Raw genomic sequence first — 16,906 nt, 5'->3', positions numbered from 1 at the left:
CATGCCGCTTCTGCATTTTCATCTGATCGAGGGACGCAGCCCCGGCGACATCCAGGCGTTGCTCGACGCTGCCCACGGCGCTGTCGTCGATGCTTTCGGCGTCCCTGCGACGGACCGCTATCAGATCGTGGCCACCCACCCCCCACACGAGGTGGTCGCCATGGACACCGGATTGCGGATGCGACGATCCGACAAGCTGGTCATCATCGAGATAATCTCGCGGTCACGCACACGCACTCAGAAGGAGTTGCTGTATCGACTGCTCGCCGAATGCCTGCACCGGGAATGCGGGCTCGAGCGCGACGACCTCATCGTCACCATCACCGAGAACAGCGACGACGACTGGTCGTTCGGGGGCGGACGCGCGCAGTTCCTCACCGGCGAACTCAGCGCCACGTGAGCAACGAACCGACCGGCACCAGCGATGCGGTTTCGATTGTGTGGACCTGGTCGGTGGTGTCGGCGCGAGCCGCGTCCACGTGGGTCGGGTCAGCCGAATGCAGAGCGTCCGACTCGTGAGCAACCGGGTGGCCGCGTGACTGCGGCCACCCGGCCCCCGAGACGGATCGTTCGTGGACAGAACCATCCAGTCGGACCACCTACGCAATTTCACACCTAATCAACGCTAAGATCGATCGATGGCTCTACGGAACGCGATTCTCGCCGCCCTCCTCGACGGCGAATCGTCCGGGTACGACCTCGCCAAGTGCTTCGACGTCGCGGTGGCGAACTTCTGGACTTCCACCCCTCAGCAGCTCTACCGAGAACTGGACAAGCTGGAAGGTGAGGGCCTCGTCGAAGCGCGACTCGTCGAGCAACAGAGACGCCCCAACAAACGAATGTTCGCCCTCACCCCGAGCGGCCGCGCAACGCTGCGACAATTTGTCGCCGGCGAACCTAGACCCACCGCAATCCGGGACGAGCTGCTGGTGCAGGTCGAAGCCATCGACGTCGGTGACATCGACGCCGTGAGAATGCATCTCACTACCCGAGGTGAAGCAGCAGAACGGAAGCTCGAGCGGTACCAGCGCTCCCGCGAAGCCTTGCTGAACGGTCGAAGCGAGACCGACTACCTCGCCGAAACCGAACGCATCGGCCACTACCTCACACTCGCCCGCGGCATCGCGTTCGAAGAAGAAACCATCCGGTGGTGCACCTATGTGCGCCGCTCGCTTCGAGGTCGGTCGACCCGCGCCGACACAGGAACCGCCACCCACGTCGACCGCACACAGCCCCGACCCGGTGACACTGGCAGATAACCGCACACGGCACAGCCGCCCATCTTCACGTGCCGGAAAGCAGTAGTGTCCGCCTCGGCACTTGCCACTCACCGCGTCCTTCGATGTCCTGACGCCCACCGCTGCCGGGCACCGCGGCGGGTCGGTCCTGCGCGGCAGCGGCACTGTCGAGGGACTCACCGACGAACGTTCCGCGACCACGCTCGGACCGGAGCAGTCCTTCCCCGACACGAGTTCGAGGCGCGCGGTGCGGCTTCCGAGTCTCGGAAGCCGAATACGTTGGAGACACCGCATCCAGAATGACGCGGGCCGGAAGTCGGAGATTCGACAGAGCTTCGACCCGCACGACCCAAGAACTCACACACGGGACACGCTGACACAAGCCGCCGCTTTCCACAGGAGTCGGCACGAAGCGTGATGCGGCAGAGGTTGCCCGCGGCCAACTCGTCCATGGTCGGCACGTGACTCCCGCCGATCGGCGGGTCGGATCCAGCCCATCGACGGATGTTCGACTCGCGCCGTCTGTCCCAGAATCGACACCGACAACTTTCCTCGAAGAGTGGAGCGCAGCTCATGCAGTGGATGACAGAGGTGTCGTTGCCCGAGGGGGGACTCCTACCGCCGACCGGTGCCTTCGGCATCGCGGGCGCGGTCGGTCTACCTGATGGAACCGATCGCGGTGCGATCGACGATCGCACGACGAAGGGCGATGGTCCGCGGCTCCTGGCACGCCTGACACCGCGCTTACGCTCGTGACGTCGTCGCAGACCTCGGTCGGCCCGCTCGTTCTTCGACGCGCATTGCAGGTTGCCGCCGCGATCCGTTGGTTGGTGGCCGACGCTCCTGTGACCGTAGCCATCATCGCAACGATGACCGCTGCGACATCAGCGTTCGGCTACTTCGCCGGTGATCCGCGCTTCGTCGACCTGCATCTGTACATGGGCGTGTCGTCGATTCGCGACTTCCACTGGTGGACCCCGGTGACGTCAGCACTGGCTGCTCCCAGCCCGCTTGCCTACGCTGCTTCGATCGCACTGTTGCTCACATGCGCGGTTCCTCTGGAACGACGAATGCGGTCCGCCAGATTTTTCGCAGCCGCTGTCGTGGTCCAAATTCTAGGTTCGATGGGAGGAGTGGGCCTGGCCGCCGCAGCCAGGAACTTCGACCAATCTTGGGGCGACCTGTTGTCGGCGTCGGTGATATTCGATCCGGTGGGGTGGGTCGCGGGGGTTGCGATGACCGCGAGCGCAGCCATGCCGACGCTGTGGCGTCGACGGCTACGAGTAGGTGTCCCGGCCACTGCCATTGTTCTGGCCCTGTTCATCGGCGGGTTGTCGGATCTTGTGATTCTTGCTTCGGTCACGGTGGGACTGGTGCTCGGCAGGGTTGTGTACGGCAAGTCCGAGGCCTCCGGGGCAATTGTCGGAACTCGTCGTGAGCGTCGCCTACTCGTCTCGCTCGTCGTACTGGCTAGCGCCCTCGGACCGGTGCTCTCGATCATTGCCGGCGATGCTGCCGGTCCCCTCTGGGTGACGGAGACCCTCCTGCGCAGTACTCCCCGGTGGATCGGTGAGGTCCGGGCGATCTGCAACGACCCGACAGAAGGTGTGGAATGTAAACAGAGTCTCATCGCGATGCATTTCAGCGGCCCGGGCTTCACCATATTGTCGCTGGTGCCTTCCATCTTTCTGATGACGATCTGCGACGGCCTTCGTCGTGGGCGACGTTCGGCGTTGATCTTGGCGTTGATCGCGCAGGCCTGCCTCTTGGTGATTGCTGTGGTCGATCTGGCCCAGTCCTACACGCAGTGGAACGACTCGTCCGACTACGGGTTGGAATCGGACACGTTCTACATGGTGCGCGATACCGCGCCGTTGCTGACGCCTCTGGCAGTAGCCGTAGTGCTGGCGACGAACCGTACGGCCTTCGGGGTGATCGCCCCCGCAGGTGGTGCATGGAAGGCAGGTCGGTCGATCGTCGTAATTTTCGTCATTCTGGGCACCGTGTACGGGGCGGCGGGAGCGATCGGCTCCGCGGACATCGGAAATGTTCCAGCGCTACTCGTCGACTTTCTGCAGAGGTTGGTTCCCAACGTCTACCTCCAGTTGTTCGCACCCACACTGCAGGCAGGCGAGGCTGTTCCATCGTGGCTGGACGAGTGGATCGGCGTCGCCTTCTGGATCGCCGTCTGCCTGGTCGTCCTGGTCATGTTCATGCGTCCGAGTGACCATCGAGACATCGACGATCCTCATCGAGCGCGAGGAATTTTGCAGACCAGTGGCGGGTCCAACCTCGCGTGGATGTCGACGTGGCGGAAGAATCGATACTGGTTCACTTCCGATTCTCACAGCTACATCGCCTACCGTGTCATCGGTGGGGTAGCGCTGACCACAGGGGGACCCGTCGGCCCGGACGGTGCCCAGGGTGCCACGGTCCGCGGTTTTGCCGAGTTCTGCGCAGACTATGGTTGGACGCCGTGTCTGTACTCGATACCCGACAACACCCGTGTCATCACCGATGAACTGGGATGGAGTGCGATTCGCGTCGGCGAAGAGACGATTCTCGATCTGGCGGGTCTGAAATTCACCGGGAAGAAGTTCCAGGACATTCGGACCGCGTTCAACCGCGCGACCAAGGGGGGTGTTTCGGCGGAATGGATTACCTACGCGGAGGCACCTCTGGCGATTCGTGATCAGATCGGCGCAATCTCTCGCGAATGGGTTGCGGACAAGTCGATGCCAGAGATGGGCTTCACCTTGGGTGGTCTGACAGAGATGGAGGACCCCGCCGTCAGGTGCTTGGTCGCGATCGACACGGACCGCACGGTGCACGGGGTCACATCGTGGCTTCCGGTGTACCGCGAAGGCCATCTCGCTGGATGGACGCTCGACTTCATGCGACGGCGCTCAGCAGGTTTCGGTCCAGCCGTCGAATTTCTCATCGCGTCGGCTGCGTTGTCGTTCCAGGACGAAGGGATCGAGTTCATCAGTCTCTCCGGGGCACCGCTCGCCACCGCAACCGCCTCGAGCACGTCGCAAGGTGGTCTCGAATCGAATGGCAACGTCGATCGTCTACTCGCGACACTGGGTAAAGCACTCGAACCTGTCTACGGTTTTCGGTCGCTTCTCGCCTTCAAGTCGAAATTCCAACCGCGTTACGACGCGATGTACATGTCCTTCCCCGACGGGGCCGCCTTGCCGAGCATCGCCAACGCAATCAGCAGGGCGTACCTCCCGAGCATGTCGGTGGCGGAAACAGCACGACTGATGCGAGCTCTGGCAGGGCATCGGTCGCCGAAGCCAGTTCCGGCCCCGGCTGGTCGACCACGCGAGAGCGGTTCCCTCGATGCACACCCACCAGTATCAACAGCGAAAATGTGACGTGACGATGATGACCGTACGACGAGCCGATGCCGAGCGCGTCAGCCGAGTCCTGTCCACCCTTCTCTCAGGAGAACTGTCGTGAACGCCCCGGGACCTGGCATCAAAGTTGTCGTGGTCGATGACGAAGCTCTGATCAGGTCGGGTTTCGAGCGAATCATCGGAGCCGCACCCGACATCACCGTGGTGGCGACGGGCGATGCTATGGCGGCTGTCGATCTGGTCATCAGCACGGCACCCGAGGTGGTCCTGCTCGACATCCGCATGCCGGGCCGCAACGGGATCGAGGTGTTGGCAGACCTGCTTTCCTTGCCCGATCCGCCGGCTGTCGCCATGCTGACCACCTTCGACTCCGACGACTTCATCATGCGTGCCCTCGATGCTGGTGCCGCAGGATTTCTGGTCAAGGACACCGATCCCGAAGAATTGCCGAGACACATTCGCTCGCTGGCGGCAGGCGGAATCGTGCTGTCCCCGACAGTCGGACGAACCGTCGTGCGCGGGTTCCTAGGGTCGGTTCGAGACTCTCCCGAAATGCATCGGATCGGTTTGCTGACCGAACGTGAGCGTGGCGTTCTGCAGCGAGTGGGTCACGGTGACTCGAATTCGGAAATAGGTGCAGCTCTGTTCCTCGGCGTCGGGACGGTGAAGGACTACGTGAGCTCTATTTTCGTCAAGTTGGAGGTATCGACGCGGGTGCAGGCCGCGCTGGTTGCCGAACGTGGCGGTTTGCTCGCGGATCGTTCACGCGAGGACGGAGCCGAATCATGACAATCGGAGACGCTCGAAAGAGGCGGCGCAGCCTTGTTCTGACCCTCGCGTTCGTATGTATCTCTCTCGGCGACGGTTTGTTCGCCTTTCAGAGCCAAACCCGAGTGGACGTGGGTTTGACCCTGCTCGCATCTACGGCGTTGCTCGCCAGACGCCGTTTCCCTGCCCTTGTCTTCGTCCTGACGCTGCCGGGGTTGGCTTTCGGCACGACCTACGCCTATGTGGCGACGCTACTCGCGCTCGGATCCGCGGCATACTTCGTCGATCGACGATGGGTGATATTCGCTTGTGGAGGAGCAACATTCGGCGCCAACATGACCTGGATTTCGCTGTACGGGTCGTTCTCCCCGATTGTTCCGACCATGCTCACGGGCGCGGTCTACATGGCGGCACCGATAGCGCTCGGCGTGCTCATCAAGACCAGACAAACCCTCACCGATCAGCTTGTCGAATTGGAACGTGTGCGTGATCGCGACCAACTCGCCCGAGCCGAACTGGTGCTGTCCACCGAGCGAGCAAGGCTGGCCCGGGAAATGCACGATGTGGTGTCGCACCAGGTAAGCCTCATTGCCGTCCAAGCTGGAGCCTTGATGGTCAGTACCTCGAATCCTGAGGTCAAGGAAGCCAGTCGGTCGATCAGAACGCTGGCGGTGCGAACGCTCGACGAACTGCGTCAGATGGTGTCGGTGCTACGCGCGTCAGGTGGTGACGCACAAGGCATCGATCCGCAGCCCGCGATCGGTGACCTGTCGGCATTGGTAGCCGGAAGTGGCCTCGATGTGACGCTCACCGTGCACGTTGCCTCGCCCCTGCCGGCGACCATCGAACGAGCGGTGTATCGGACCGTGCAAGAGGGATTGACCAACGTCCTGAAGCACGCACCCGGGTCGACTGTTCTCGTCTCGGTCGAGCTCGACGACAAGATCGTGTCGATCGAGGTGTCCAACACCGGCGCAACCGAACCCTTGCTCGATCTGCCCTCTGCCCGACACGGACTCGTGGGTTTGGCCGAACGCGCCGAATTGCTCAGCGGACACATAACGACAGCCAGAACCGGTCACGACGGCTTCAAACTGAGCGTGATGCTGCCCATTGATTGAGTGGGCGGCCACCGATGCGCGGGCCTGTCGGCCGACGTGCGCACGACTCTTCGGTTGCTCTCGTCGTCGGTGCGTACGAGGCCACGCCAACCGTCCCGGCGGCGAGCGAAGGCCCCGCTTCCAGTGAGGGCAGGATGAGAGCGTCCGCTAGGTAGCCCCGGTGCGCGGTTCGAGCGAACAGGTGGCGCAGTACCGCGAGGCCGGATCACGACAGGCGCTGTCGTCGCGTCGGCGTGTTCGTGGACGATAGCGAGTACTTCGGGCACGGCGAAGTAGACGGTGCTGTCCACGACAGGAGAGCGACGCTCGGACTTGTCGACATCGAGGTGGACCGGCGATCAGGCCCGTCCGACAACGGATCGCCCGAGTCGGGTGACTCGGCCGTTCCCTTGCGGCCCGTCTGCGGCGCTCGACATCTCGGCCGACGAGAGCTAGGGTTCAAATGTCCAACAATTGGAGGTATTGCGATGGCCAACGTCGATCGACTGCACCGCACTGCGACATTGTCCGAGCGGGCCGCCGACCAGATCCGGGCCATGATCACGTCCGGTAAGTGGCCGGTCGGCACTCGAATCCCGGCGGAGCACGAGTTGGTCGAACGGTTCGACGTCAGCCGTAACACCGTCCGTGAAGCGCTGCGTGCGCTCGTGCACACCGGCCTTCTCGAAGCGCGTGTCGGAGACGGCACCTACGTGATGGCGACGAGCGAACTCCGAGCTGCTGTACTGCGTCGAACGGAGACATCCACGACCGACGAAGTACTCGCGCTACGGTTACTACTCGAGGAGTATGCGGCTGGACTCGCAGCAGTGAACGCCGGCAGTGAGGACGTGCGGCGCCTCCGCGCACTGCTCGAGGACGTGCCCGCTGCGGCATCGAGGTCGATCGCTGACCACGCCGAGGCGGACATCGCCTTCCACCGGGAAATCGTGCGCCTGAGCGGCAACTCGCTGTTGGTCGATCTCTACGACCACCTGGGCGCTGCCCTGTCGGACCTGCTGTCGTCGCTGATGTCGTCCCGCCCGACTGCCGACGAGCACGACCGGTTGCACATGGAGCTGGTCGAGGCGATTGCAGCACGCGACGAGGTGGCTGCCCGCCACATCGCCTCGTTGCTGGTGTCGGAAGCACGCCGCATGCACAGTGAGGCTTCGGGGGATCGCGAGCAGAAGCTGTGAGGCCGCGACCCGTGTCCTTCGGCGCACACGCCGAAGGAGGTGTGGAGACGCCTATTCCACCACTGCTGTTCCTGCTCGGAGTCGCGGCCGTCGCCGCAACCATGCGGGCACCCCTGACAGGGGTGGGCCCCCTGATCCCGTCGATTCAGGCCGACACGGGCATCAGCTCCACCGCGGCCGGCTTTCTGGGGACACTGCCGCTGCTCGCCTTCGCCGGCACCTCACCGTTCGTGCGATCCGCCTCGCAGCGGGTCGGAACCAGGCGAGCGTTGATCGGGGCACTGAGCGTCGTCGCTGTCGGCACTCTGGTGCGCTCACTGCCCGGAATCGGCTTTCTGTTCGCCGGAACGGTGCTGCTGGCGATCGGCATCGCGTTCTGCAACGTCCTGCTTCCTTCGATCATCAAGGCGACGGTGCCGGCCGAGCGCATCGGCCGAGTGACCGGCTTCTACGTCACCGTCATGGGCCTACTGGCGGCCATCGCGTCCGGCGTGGCCGTTCCGATCGGCGACGCCCTCGACGGCAGCTGGCGAGCATCGCTCGCAGTGTGGGCACTACCTGCCGTGATCGCGTTGGTCCTCAGCGTGGCGAGCCGATTCGCGGCCCGCGCGAACCGCCCACCCGCCGCCGGCGCGCACTCGCCACGATCGGTGTGGTCGTCCAAGCTTGCTTGGCAGGTCAGCATCTTCATGGGCCTGCAGTCCATCGTCTTCTACGCCGTCATCTCCTGGCTCCCCAGCATCGTCGCCGAGCGCGGAGTCGGCGAACAGATTGCCGGATGGCAACTCACGGCATTCCAGGTGGCGGGCCTGATCACCAGCACTGCGGTGCCGATCCTCACCCGCCGCCTACCCGACCAGTCCGCGGTGGCCGTGATCGCGTCACTCACCTGCGGCGCAGGCCTAGCCGTCCTCCTGTTGTTTCCCTCGATGTCGTGGTTGGCCGTGACGTTGATCGGTCTCGGCGGCGGCGCCAGCCTCGTCCTGGCCCTGTCGTTCCAAAGTCTGCGAGCCCACGACGCCGCATCCGCCGGCGCCCTGGCCGGCATGGCGCAGACCGTCGGGTACCTGCTCGCCGCTGCCGCTCCCCTCGCACTGGGTCTCCTGCGCGACCTCAGCGGGTCGTGGCGCCTCTCATTGACCGTGATGGTGACGCTGACCATGGTCCAGGCGGTATTCGGCCACCGAGCCGGACGCGATCGACACCTCTCGCCCCCGATCGACGCAGAGCACCTACCGACGAAAGGCACACCGGCATGAGCACCACCGACCACTTCAGTTACTACGACCTCCCCACCGCGGCGCCCACGTCGATCCCCGAGTTGATCCCGGGCGCCCGAAATGCCATGGAGTACTGCGACGTACAGCCGGGCGAGCAAGTTCTCATCCTCACCGAGAACGGTGTGGACCCCGTCGTCGTCCAGGCACTGGCGGCTGCCGCAGCACATCGAGATGCCCTCGTCCACGCCCTGTCGGTTGCCCCGTTCAGCGCCGGAGGCTGGGACGACGGGAACTCGACCGCACTGATCGCGGCGATCCACGACGCAGCCGACGTGATCATCTCCTGCACCTGGTGGGGCGAAGTGCACACCGACGCACTGTTCTTCGACCAGATCGCCCGCCGGAAGGCCCGATTCCTCTCGCTGCACCAGACGGCGACCGCCTCGGCGCTGACGACAGGTGCACGCTTCCCGCTCGACCTCTACCTCCTGATCGAACAACGCGCCACCGCCGCGCTCGACGCCGGCAGCGAGATCACCGTCACCAGCCCCACCGGCACCCATCTGACATTCCGCGACTACACGACAGCGGGCCCCAGCACCCGACTCTCGGCCGGGATGTGGCGACCGTTCCCGTACGGCGGAGTGAACTTCTCCCCCACCCGCACGGACGGCATGTTCGTCGTCGAGGAGTCCACCACCACCGGAACCCCTGCCGAACGCACCGTGGTCCACCTCGAGAACAACCTCGTCACCTCGATCGACGGAGGCCTCGGCGCAGACGAGCTCCGCAGGTTCGGCCCCGACGGCTACTACCTGCGGCACGCACTCATCGGCCTCAACCCCAAGGTCCGCTCCGCCGGCGGAACACAGTTCGAGCGCGAGAAGCACGCTGGCAACTTCTATCTCGGCCTCGACGGCCTCGACGATCAGGGCGAGACGGTCCGCATCCTCCCCGGGCACGCCCACTGCGACTGCCAGTTCGACGACGTCACCATCGCCGTCGACGACACCGTGCTCGTCGACCGCGGCCGCCTGCTGCTGCTCGACGACCCGGACGTGCGCGACGCGGCCACCAGATGGGGCCCGGCAGAGCATCTCCTCGACCCGAACCCACGGCTCCCGCTACCGATGCGCTACCTGACCGCACGTTCCTGACCGACCGATTCGTCCACCGCACACCGCCCACAGGAGGAACGCCATGAAATTCATCGGACTCGAAGAACACATGATGCCCACCGCCATCATCGACGCAGCCGGAGTCGACGGCGCCGACATGATGGACCCGCCCTACCTCGAAGGGCTCGACGACCTCGTCGACGGCGGCGACTCACGACTCGCGCGAATGGACGACGCCGGGATCGACGTTCAAGTCCTCTCCGCTGCCGCACATTTCGTGCAAGGGCTGGAACCGAGCCTCGCGGCCGACCTGTCCCGGCAGCTGAACGACACCATGGCCGCCACCGTCGCCCGCCATCCCGACCGGTTCTCGTTCTTCGCCACACTCCCCGTGGGAGACCCTGAGGCTTCGGTACGCGAATTGCGTCGCGGTGTCGAGGAACTCGGTGCCGTGGGCACCATGATCCACGGGCAGACCAACGGCATGTTCCTCGACGACCCCGCGATGCGACCCGTCCTCGCCGAGGTCGAGCGCCTCGGAGTACCCATATATCTGCACCCGGGTTTCCCGCCCATCGAGGTGTACCGGGCCTACTACTCGGGCCTCGACGACTATGTGGCGAAGATGCTCTCCACCGGCGGCTGGGGGTGGCACGCCGAGACCGGAATGCACATCCTCCGCATGGTCGCCAACCTCGTCTTCGAACGATTCCCCGACCTGCAGATCGTCGTCGGCCACATGGGCGAGAACCTGCCCTTCTCCCTGGCCCGAGCCGACGAGTGGCTGACCCCGCGCATCAAGGGATTGACCGGATCGGTCGCCCAGCAAGTCCTCGACCACGTCCACATCACCATCTCCGCATACACCACCGCGGCACCCCTGCTGTGCGCACTCGAGGTGTTCGGAGCAGATCGGATCCTGTTCGCCGTGGACTACCCCTTCGGAAACTCCGCGACCACCGTCGACTTCCTCTCCAACGCCCCGATCAGCCCGACCGACAAGGACAAGATCGCCCACCTCAACGCCGAGAAACTGCTCACCAGACTGTAGATCGGAACATCCGATCCCGTTGACACGGTGTACCGGGTGGGCCACCGCAGCAGATCGAACACAAAGCCACAGGGCATCTCCGACTACCGGAGAGTGAGCTCTGGGTCCCGATCGAGAGCGTTGCCCATACTGTCCTCGAGTCGTGGCCGCGGCACGGCGTGGCGAGAAGAGAAACCGTGGTCGCCGACATCTCCCCCGCGAACGGACTCGACGGTGTCACGGGATGACCGCTCCGACACCTCGACAAGGCGCATACACCTCCACTGTGGAGCGTCGACAGACCGGAACACTCGCGATCGGAGGAGTGAACCTCGCCGACACTCTCGATCTCCGCCACACTGGCACGACGACGGAAACGACGCGGAAGTTGAGCTGAATCGGTGCCTGAGGGTCGGATCAGCCCAGAAGCTGCTGCATGCGGGAGATCTCTGCGTTCTGCGTCTCGACGATGGTGCGGGCCATCGCGACCGCATCGACATTGGAGCCGTCCGCGATCTGCTTCTCCGCCATCTTGACTGCGCCCTCATGGTGTTCGATCATCATCGTCAGCCACTGCCGGTCGAACTCGGCCCCGGCAAGCGACATCAGCGAGTCCATGTCCCGCGAGGTCATCATTCCGCTGCCCGATCCGTGATCCGTGCTCCCCATCGAGTTCGCGTCCGCCGAGGGCGCCGGCCGACCCCACGCCGACAGCCACGAGGTCAGCTGGTCCATCTCGGGCTTCTGGGCGTCCGCGATCTCACCGGCGAGCGCGACCACGTCCGGGTCGATCGTCCGCCCTTCGCCCATCGCGGCCATCTCCACCGCCTGGGCGTGGTGCGGGTACATTATCGACGCAAACATGACGTCTGCGTCGGAGAATTCCGCAGTCGGATCGGCAGCGTGCGACGGTGCGGACTCCATCGACGTGGACGAGCCCATCGAGTGCCCCTCCATGGAGGTGGACGATCCGTCGTCGCTACAGCCCGCGACGAGGGCGACTGCCAATTGCCGCGGCGGCGGCGAGGGTAGAGATTGCTCTGGTCTTGTCGTGCATCGGAGAACTCCTGGTGTGTGTCGAACGTGAACAGGAAATCGACGTGCGATCCGCCGGAGCACCACAGCTCCGGTTCCCTGTCACACCCTCAGGAGTACCGATTCGTCCAGTGAGGACATCGCCCACGGCGGCGCTCGACCTGCTCGAGTCACGATCGTGAGGACACGATCGGATGCGTCGTCGAGCGCCGGACCATCCACAACACCGAAGGCAGAGAAGTGGTGAGCGAATGTCGCCGACACTCTCGCTCACGACCGCATCGTGCCGCCAGGTACCCCCTAGGGGTATCCGGGTAGGCCGTGTCACTGGGTGCGGTGGCCCGGTCTGGCCTGGTGTAACTACTGATCGGTTCCGAATGCCGAACCAGGCCCGATGCCGCATCCGGGGCGACGACGAGGCGGGCCTGCTCAGACCATCGGGGTTCGGTGCGGATGCCACGACGACAGCGCCGCTCTCCGCACCGCACAGATCGGCTCGCACCTCGACCCAATCCACTACCTGGCCGGAATCGATGCGTGACGCGGCGAACTGCTACTCCCGGCGAGCAGGCGCGCTGCCGGTCGATGGGCGGAGCTCCACCGTGACGTTCACCGGAGAGCGCGTCGCTCGAACAGATACCCCCTGGGGTACTTGCATACCCCCCCTCGTATGTGACACGGTGGGTTCGTCCAGGCGATCGAACCCAGAAGGAGTGCCCGTGTGCCGTCCCGCCGAATGCCCGAAGTGCGGCAAGACCACCTGGTCGGGCTGCGGCCGACACGTCGACAGCGTGATGGACGCGGTCCCGCAGTCGCAGCGCTGCACGTGCGACCACTCTGCGTCGTCCTCGTCCGGCGGGCTGCGCTCCCTGTTCCGCCGCTGAGCACCCCCTCACACCATTTTTCGACAATGGCCGATCCAGGCCGTCGAATACCCCCGCCCGTATAGGAGACCATCGTGTCCCAGTCCGACACCGTCGCCGGACCCCGGCCCGGCGACCGCCACGACAGTTCCCCCGGCCGCCTCGGCCGATGGGGCGCGGCCATGGTCACCCGCCGCCGCTGGGTCTTCGGCACCTGGTTGATCTTGTTGATCGCCCTCGGATCCGTTGCGCCGTCGGTGTTCTCGTCCCTCGCCGGCGCCGGATGGCAGGCGAACGGATCGGAATCGGTCCAGGTCCGCGAGCTGGCCGAGGAACACTTCGGCGGCAACTCTTCCGCCGCCGTGCAGGTCGTCGTCCACAGCGACTCCGGTGCGCTGACGGACCCAGCCTCCACCGCCGTTCTCGCCGAGGCCACCGCCATCCTCACCGGCGATCCTCGTTTCGGTGAGATCGTGCCCCCGCAGCCGGGGATGACCATCAGCCCCGACGGGCGCACCGGCATCCTCATCGCCGGCGCCGACGGCACCACCGACGAGATGGTCACCGCCGTCGACGACGTCAAGGACCAGCTCACCGCACTCTCCGGCGACGGCATCGAGGTCTACCCCACCGGTGCGTCGGCGCTGTGGTCGGACTTCAACAAGGCCAATCACGACGCGATGATTCAGGCCGAACTCATCTCCTGGCCCGTCACCCTCGCCATCATGGTCCTGGCGTTCGGCTCGCTCGTCGCCGCCGGACTCCCGCTGCTGCTGACCATCGCCGGTCTCGTCGCCTCCGCCGGCGGACTTGTCCTGCTCAACGAGATCACCCCGATCTCGGTATGGGCCATGAACTTCGCCATGATGTTCGCGCTCGCACTCGGCATCGACTACGCACTGTTCCTCGTCGCCCGCTTCCGCGACGCCCTGCGCTCCCGCGATCCCCGCGCGGCCGTCGCCGAGACCATGGACACCGCCGGCAAGGCCGTCGTCCTGTCCGGACTCACCGTCCTGGTGAGCCTGTCCGCCGTGCTGATCGTTCCCGCCCCCGCGGTGCGGACCATGGCGGTCGGCATCATGCTCGCCGTCACCTTCGTCCTGCTCGCCACCCTCACCCTGCTCCCCGCCGCCCTCGGTGCGCTCGGACCGAAGGTCAACGCCGCGTCCCTCCCCTACGCCAAGCGCCAGCAGCACCGCTCACCCATGTTCGCCGCATGGGGCGCACTCCTGCACAAGCACCCGTGGCCGTTCGCGCTCGCCTCGATCGGCGTCCTCGTCGCACTCGCACTGCCGGTCCTGGGCCTGAAGGTCGCGATGCCGTCGATCTCCGTCGTCCCCGACGACGCGCCCGTGCGGCAGGGCTACGCCCTCGTCCAGCAGCAGTTCGGTGACGGCGCCCCCGGCGCACTGCAGATAGTCGTCCCCTCGGCCGACGCCGCCGACACGGCCGCCGCCGCGGCGCAGGTGCCCGGCATCACCATGGTCACCCCACCGCAACGCGCTGCCGACAGCTCCGGCTACGCACTGCTGCAGGCGATCCCGGCGATCAACCCCTCCGACGAGTCGATGGACACCATCCTCGCCGACCTACGCGGCCAGCTTCCGGAGTCGGCACTGGTCGGCGGCGCCCCCGCGGAGAACCTCGACCTGCAACAGTCCCTGAACGACTACCTACCGCTCGTCGTCACGATCATCCTGATCCTCGGATTCGTGCTGCTCCTCGTCGCACTGCAAGCACCCCTGATCGCTTTCCTCGGTACCGCGGTCAGCCTGCTCTCCACCGCCGCCGCGTTCGGCGTCGCCAAGCTGATCTTCCAGGACGGACACGGCGCCTCGCTGCTCGGCTTCACCCCGCAGGGCTTCCTGAACGGGTGGGGACCGGTGTTCTTCTTCGCGATGATCTTCGCCATCGCCATGGACTACACCGTGTTCCTCCTCGCCACCGCCAAGGAACACTTCGAGCGCACCGGCGACGCGACGACGGCAATGATCGACGGCCTCGCCCACTCCGGACGGGTCATCTTCGCCGCCGCCGCGGTCATGGTGGCGGTGTTCTTCACCTTCGCCCTCGCCGACCCGCTGCCGCCGAAGGAGATGGGCATCATCCTCGGCGTCGCCGTGCTACTCGACGCTGTGCTCATCCGGTTGATCCTGCTGCCGGTCCTGCTGCGCTTGACAGGGTCCGCCGCCTGGTGGTCGCCCACGTGGCTCCGCAAGGCTCTCCCGTCCATCAGCTTCTCCCACTGACCTCACGAAGGATTCCCCATGAGCATCGCACTGACCACGACACTGACCGGCACCGACTTCGACACCGCCGTCCAGCTCACCCGCAACGCTCTGGCAGAGCAGGGTTTCGGCGTGCTGACCGAGATCGACATGCAGGCCACCATGAAAGCCAAGCTCGACGAAGACATGGAGCGCTACCTGATCCTCGGCGCGTGCAACCCGCCCCTGGCCCACCGCGCTGTCGGCATCATGCGACAGATCGGACTGCTGCTCCCGTGCAACGTCGTCGTCCGCGAAGACCCGGACAACGCGGATGTGATCATCGTCGACGCGATGAACCCCGACATCATGGTCGACGCAACCGGAGAGCCCGCACTCGGCGACGTCGCCCGCGACGCCGCGACCAAGCTCCGCGCCGCCATCGCAACACTCGCCGAGCAGCCGACACCCGAAAGCTGAGACCTCGATGCCCCCGGGGGTACCATCGGAGTCTCACAGTAATTCTGACAGGAGTTCACATGATCGGCGACGAAGACAGCATCGCACTGGTACTCAACCGGCTCCGACGCGCCAACGGTCAACTCACCGGGGTCATCTCGATGATCGAGAACGGCCGCGACTGCAAGGAGGTCGTCACCCAACTCGCCGCCGTCTCCCGTGCACTCGACAAGGCAGGGTTCAAGATCGTCGCCACGGGACTGCGCGAATGCATGACCGGTGCCACCGCCGACAACAAGGAACCCATGACCGAAGCGGAACTGGAAAAGCTGTTCCTCGCACTGGCGTGACGAGTCGAGTACCGCGGCACATGCCGGCCCGACCGTGCGCCGCGCTCGCTGTCGTCGCTCTGGCCCTCACCGCCTGCGCTCCCTCGGGGGGTGACCAGGGAGGCGTGCCTGTCTCGACGGATCCCACGTCGAACCAAGCAGTGCGCGAGGACTTCTCGACCGAACTACAGGCTGTCGAGGATCGCTACGACGTGACGGTGGGTGTCAGCCTCCTGGACACCGGGACCGGAGAGACGATCAGCTATCGCGGTGCCGAACGTTTCGGTTTCGCCTCCACTGTGAAGGTGTTCCTGGCAGCCGAGTTCCTGCGACGAACTCCTCAGGACGCTCGGGACGACATCGTGAGGTGGTCCGCGGCCGACATCGAGCGCGCGGGCTACTCACCGGTGACCACGGCACGTCTGGACACCGGACTCACTGCGGCCGAGTTGGCAGAAGCGGCCGTGAGGGCGAGCGACAACACGGCGACCAACCTCGTGTTCGACCGGATCGGCGGTCCCGCAGAACTCGATGCTGCTCTCTCCCGACTCGGTGACGAGGTCACGGACATCGTCGACGTGGAGCCGGGTCTCAACACGGTCGAACCCGACAGCACCGCAAACACCACCACTGCCGACGCGTTCACGGCGAACATGGCCGCATTGCGAGGTGACGGCTCGTCGACCGATGCCGACGCAGCGACTCTGGTCGAGTGGATGAGCGGAAACGCCACCGGCGATGCCCTCGTCCGCGCGGGGGCGCCGAGCGGATGGACGGTGGCCGACAAGTCGGGTGGCGCCGGGGGCGTGCGAAACGACATCGCCGTTGTCACACCACCCGGCCATCCACCACTCGTCCTGACGGTGCTGACACGGAAGAACGACCCCTCGGCACCGTACGAGGACGCCGCGGTGAGCGAGAGCGCCGCGATCGTCCTGAACACCGTTCGGTAGCCCCTGAACACCGTTAGGTAGCCCC

At 65.3% G+C, this 16,906-nt stretch carries 14 protein-coding genes; 13 read left to right on the top strand and 1 reads right to left on the bottom strand.

The features are described 5' to 3' along the window. Position 1 precedes the first annotated feature (1 nt). The 9 genes from RU01_RS09800 to RU01_RS09750 all read left to right on the top strand — a co-directional run bounded on the left by RU01_RS09800 (position 2) and on the right by RU01_RS09750 (position 11,056). Positions 2-400 (top strand): tautomerase family protein, encoded by a 399-nt coding sequence (locus tag RU01_RS09800; protein ID WP_042574352.1) that lies wholly within the window; start codon positions 2-4, stop codon positions 398-400. A 238-nt stretch (positions 401-638) separates the two neighbouring features. After that, positions 639-1,259, top strand: a complete 621-nt coding sequence (locus RU01_RS09790; RefSeq protein ID WP_042574350.1) for a PadR family transcriptional regulator — start codon at positions 639-641, stop codon at positions 1,257-1,259. A gap of 731 nt (positions 1,260-1,990) precedes the next feature. Then, positions 1,991-4,618, top strand: a complete 2,628-nt coding sequence (locus RU01_RS09780; RefSeq protein ID WP_052493209.1) for a bifunctional lysylphosphatidylglycerol flippase/synthetase MprF — start codon at positions 1,991-1,993, stop codon at positions 4,616-4,618. 114 nt (positions 4,619-4,732) lie between these two features. After that, positions 4,733-5,389, top strand: coding sequence for a response regulator (locus RU01_RS09775; RefSeq protein WP_231568658.1), 657 nt, complete (start codon positions 4,733-4,735; stop codon positions 5,387-5,389). Beyond that, positions 5,386-6,489 carry a sensor histidine kinase gene (locus tag RU01_RS09770; RefSeq protein ID WP_082043010.1) on the top strand — a complete coding sequence of 368 codons (1,104 nt, stop codon included), beginning with the start codon at positions 5,386-5,388 and terminating at the stop codon, positions 6,487-6,489. The genes RU01_RS09775 and RU01_RS09770 overlap by 4 nt, the downstream gene beginning before the upstream one ends. A 467-nt stretch (positions 6,490-6,956) precedes the next feature. Then, entirely contained in the window at positions 6,957-7,667 is a 711-nt protein-coding gene (locus RU01_RS09765; protein WP_042574347.1) for a FadR/GntR family transcriptional regulator, read from the top strand. 41 nt (positions 7,668-7,708) lie between these two features. Next, complete coding sequence (locus RU01_RS09760; RefSeq protein ID WP_052493232.1) at positions 7,709-8,926, top strand: CynX/NimT family MFS transporter; 1,218 nt, start codon at positions 7,709-7,711, stop codon at positions 8,924-8,926. Beyond that, on the top strand, positions 8,923-10,044 hold the full coding sequence (locus RU01_RS09755) for a hypothetical protein (protein WP_042574345.1): 1,122 nt from the start codon (positions 8,923-8,925) through the stop codon (positions 10,042-10,044). The genes RU01_RS09760 and RU01_RS09755 overlap by 4 nt, the downstream gene beginning before the upstream one ends. A gap of 43 nt (positions 10,045-10,087) precedes the next feature. Next, entirely contained in the window at positions 10,088-11,056 is a 969-nt protein-coding gene (locus tag RU01_RS09750; protein WP_042574344.1) for an amidohydrolase family protein, read from the top strand. A 396-nt stretch (positions 11,057-11,452) separates the two neighbouring features. Here RU01_RS09750 and RU01_RS09745 read toward each other — a convergent pair whose 3' ends face one another. Further along, positions 11,453-11,992, bottom strand: coding sequence for a DUF305 domain-containing protein (locus RU01_RS09745; RefSeq protein ID WP_331386534.1), 540 nt, complete (start codon positions 11,990-11,992; stop codon positions 11,453-11,455). 1,036 nt (positions 11,993-13,028) lie between these two features. Between RU01_RS09745 and RU01_RS09740 the strand changes: the two genes are divergently transcribed. The 4 genes from RU01_RS09740 to bla all read left to right on the top strand — a co-directional run bounded on the left by RU01_RS09740 (position 13,029) and on the right by bla (position 16,881). After that, positions 13,029-15,182, top strand: a complete 2,154-nt coding sequence (locus RU01_RS09740; RefSeq protein ID WP_042574342.1) for an MMPL family transporter — start codon at positions 13,029-13,031, stop codon at positions 15,180-15,182. A gap of 18 nt (positions 15,183-15,200) precedes the next feature. After that, positions 15,201-15,620 (top strand): DUF302 domain-containing protein, encoded by a 420-nt coding sequence (locus RU01_RS09735; RefSeq protein WP_042574341.1) that lies wholly within the window; start codon positions 15,201-15,203, stop codon positions 15,618-15,620. A gap of 59 nt (positions 15,621-15,679) precedes the next feature. Next, positions 15,680-15,949 carry a metal-sensitive transcriptional regulator gene (locus RU01_RS09730; RefSeq protein WP_042574340.1) on the top strand — a complete coding sequence of 90 codons (270 nt, stop codon included), beginning with the start codon at positions 15,680-15,682 and terminating at the stop codon, positions 15,947-15,949. Between the two features lie 104 nt (positions 15,950-16,053). Then, complete coding sequence (gene bla / locus RU01_RS09725; RefSeq protein WP_042574520.1) at positions 16,054-16,881, top strand: class A beta-lactamase; 828 nt, start codon at positions 16,054-16,056, stop codon at positions 16,879-16,881. The last annotated feature ends 25 nt before the right edge of the window (positions 16,882-16,906 follow it).

This window comes from Rhodococcus sp. MEB064 (genome assembly GCF_000834565.1).
In the GTDB taxonomy this organism is placed as follows: domain Bacteria; phylum Actinomycetota; class Actinomycetes; order Mycobacteriales; family Mycobacteriaceae; genus Rhodococcoides.
This window is presented reverse-complemented; position numbering and strand designations above follow the sequence as displayed.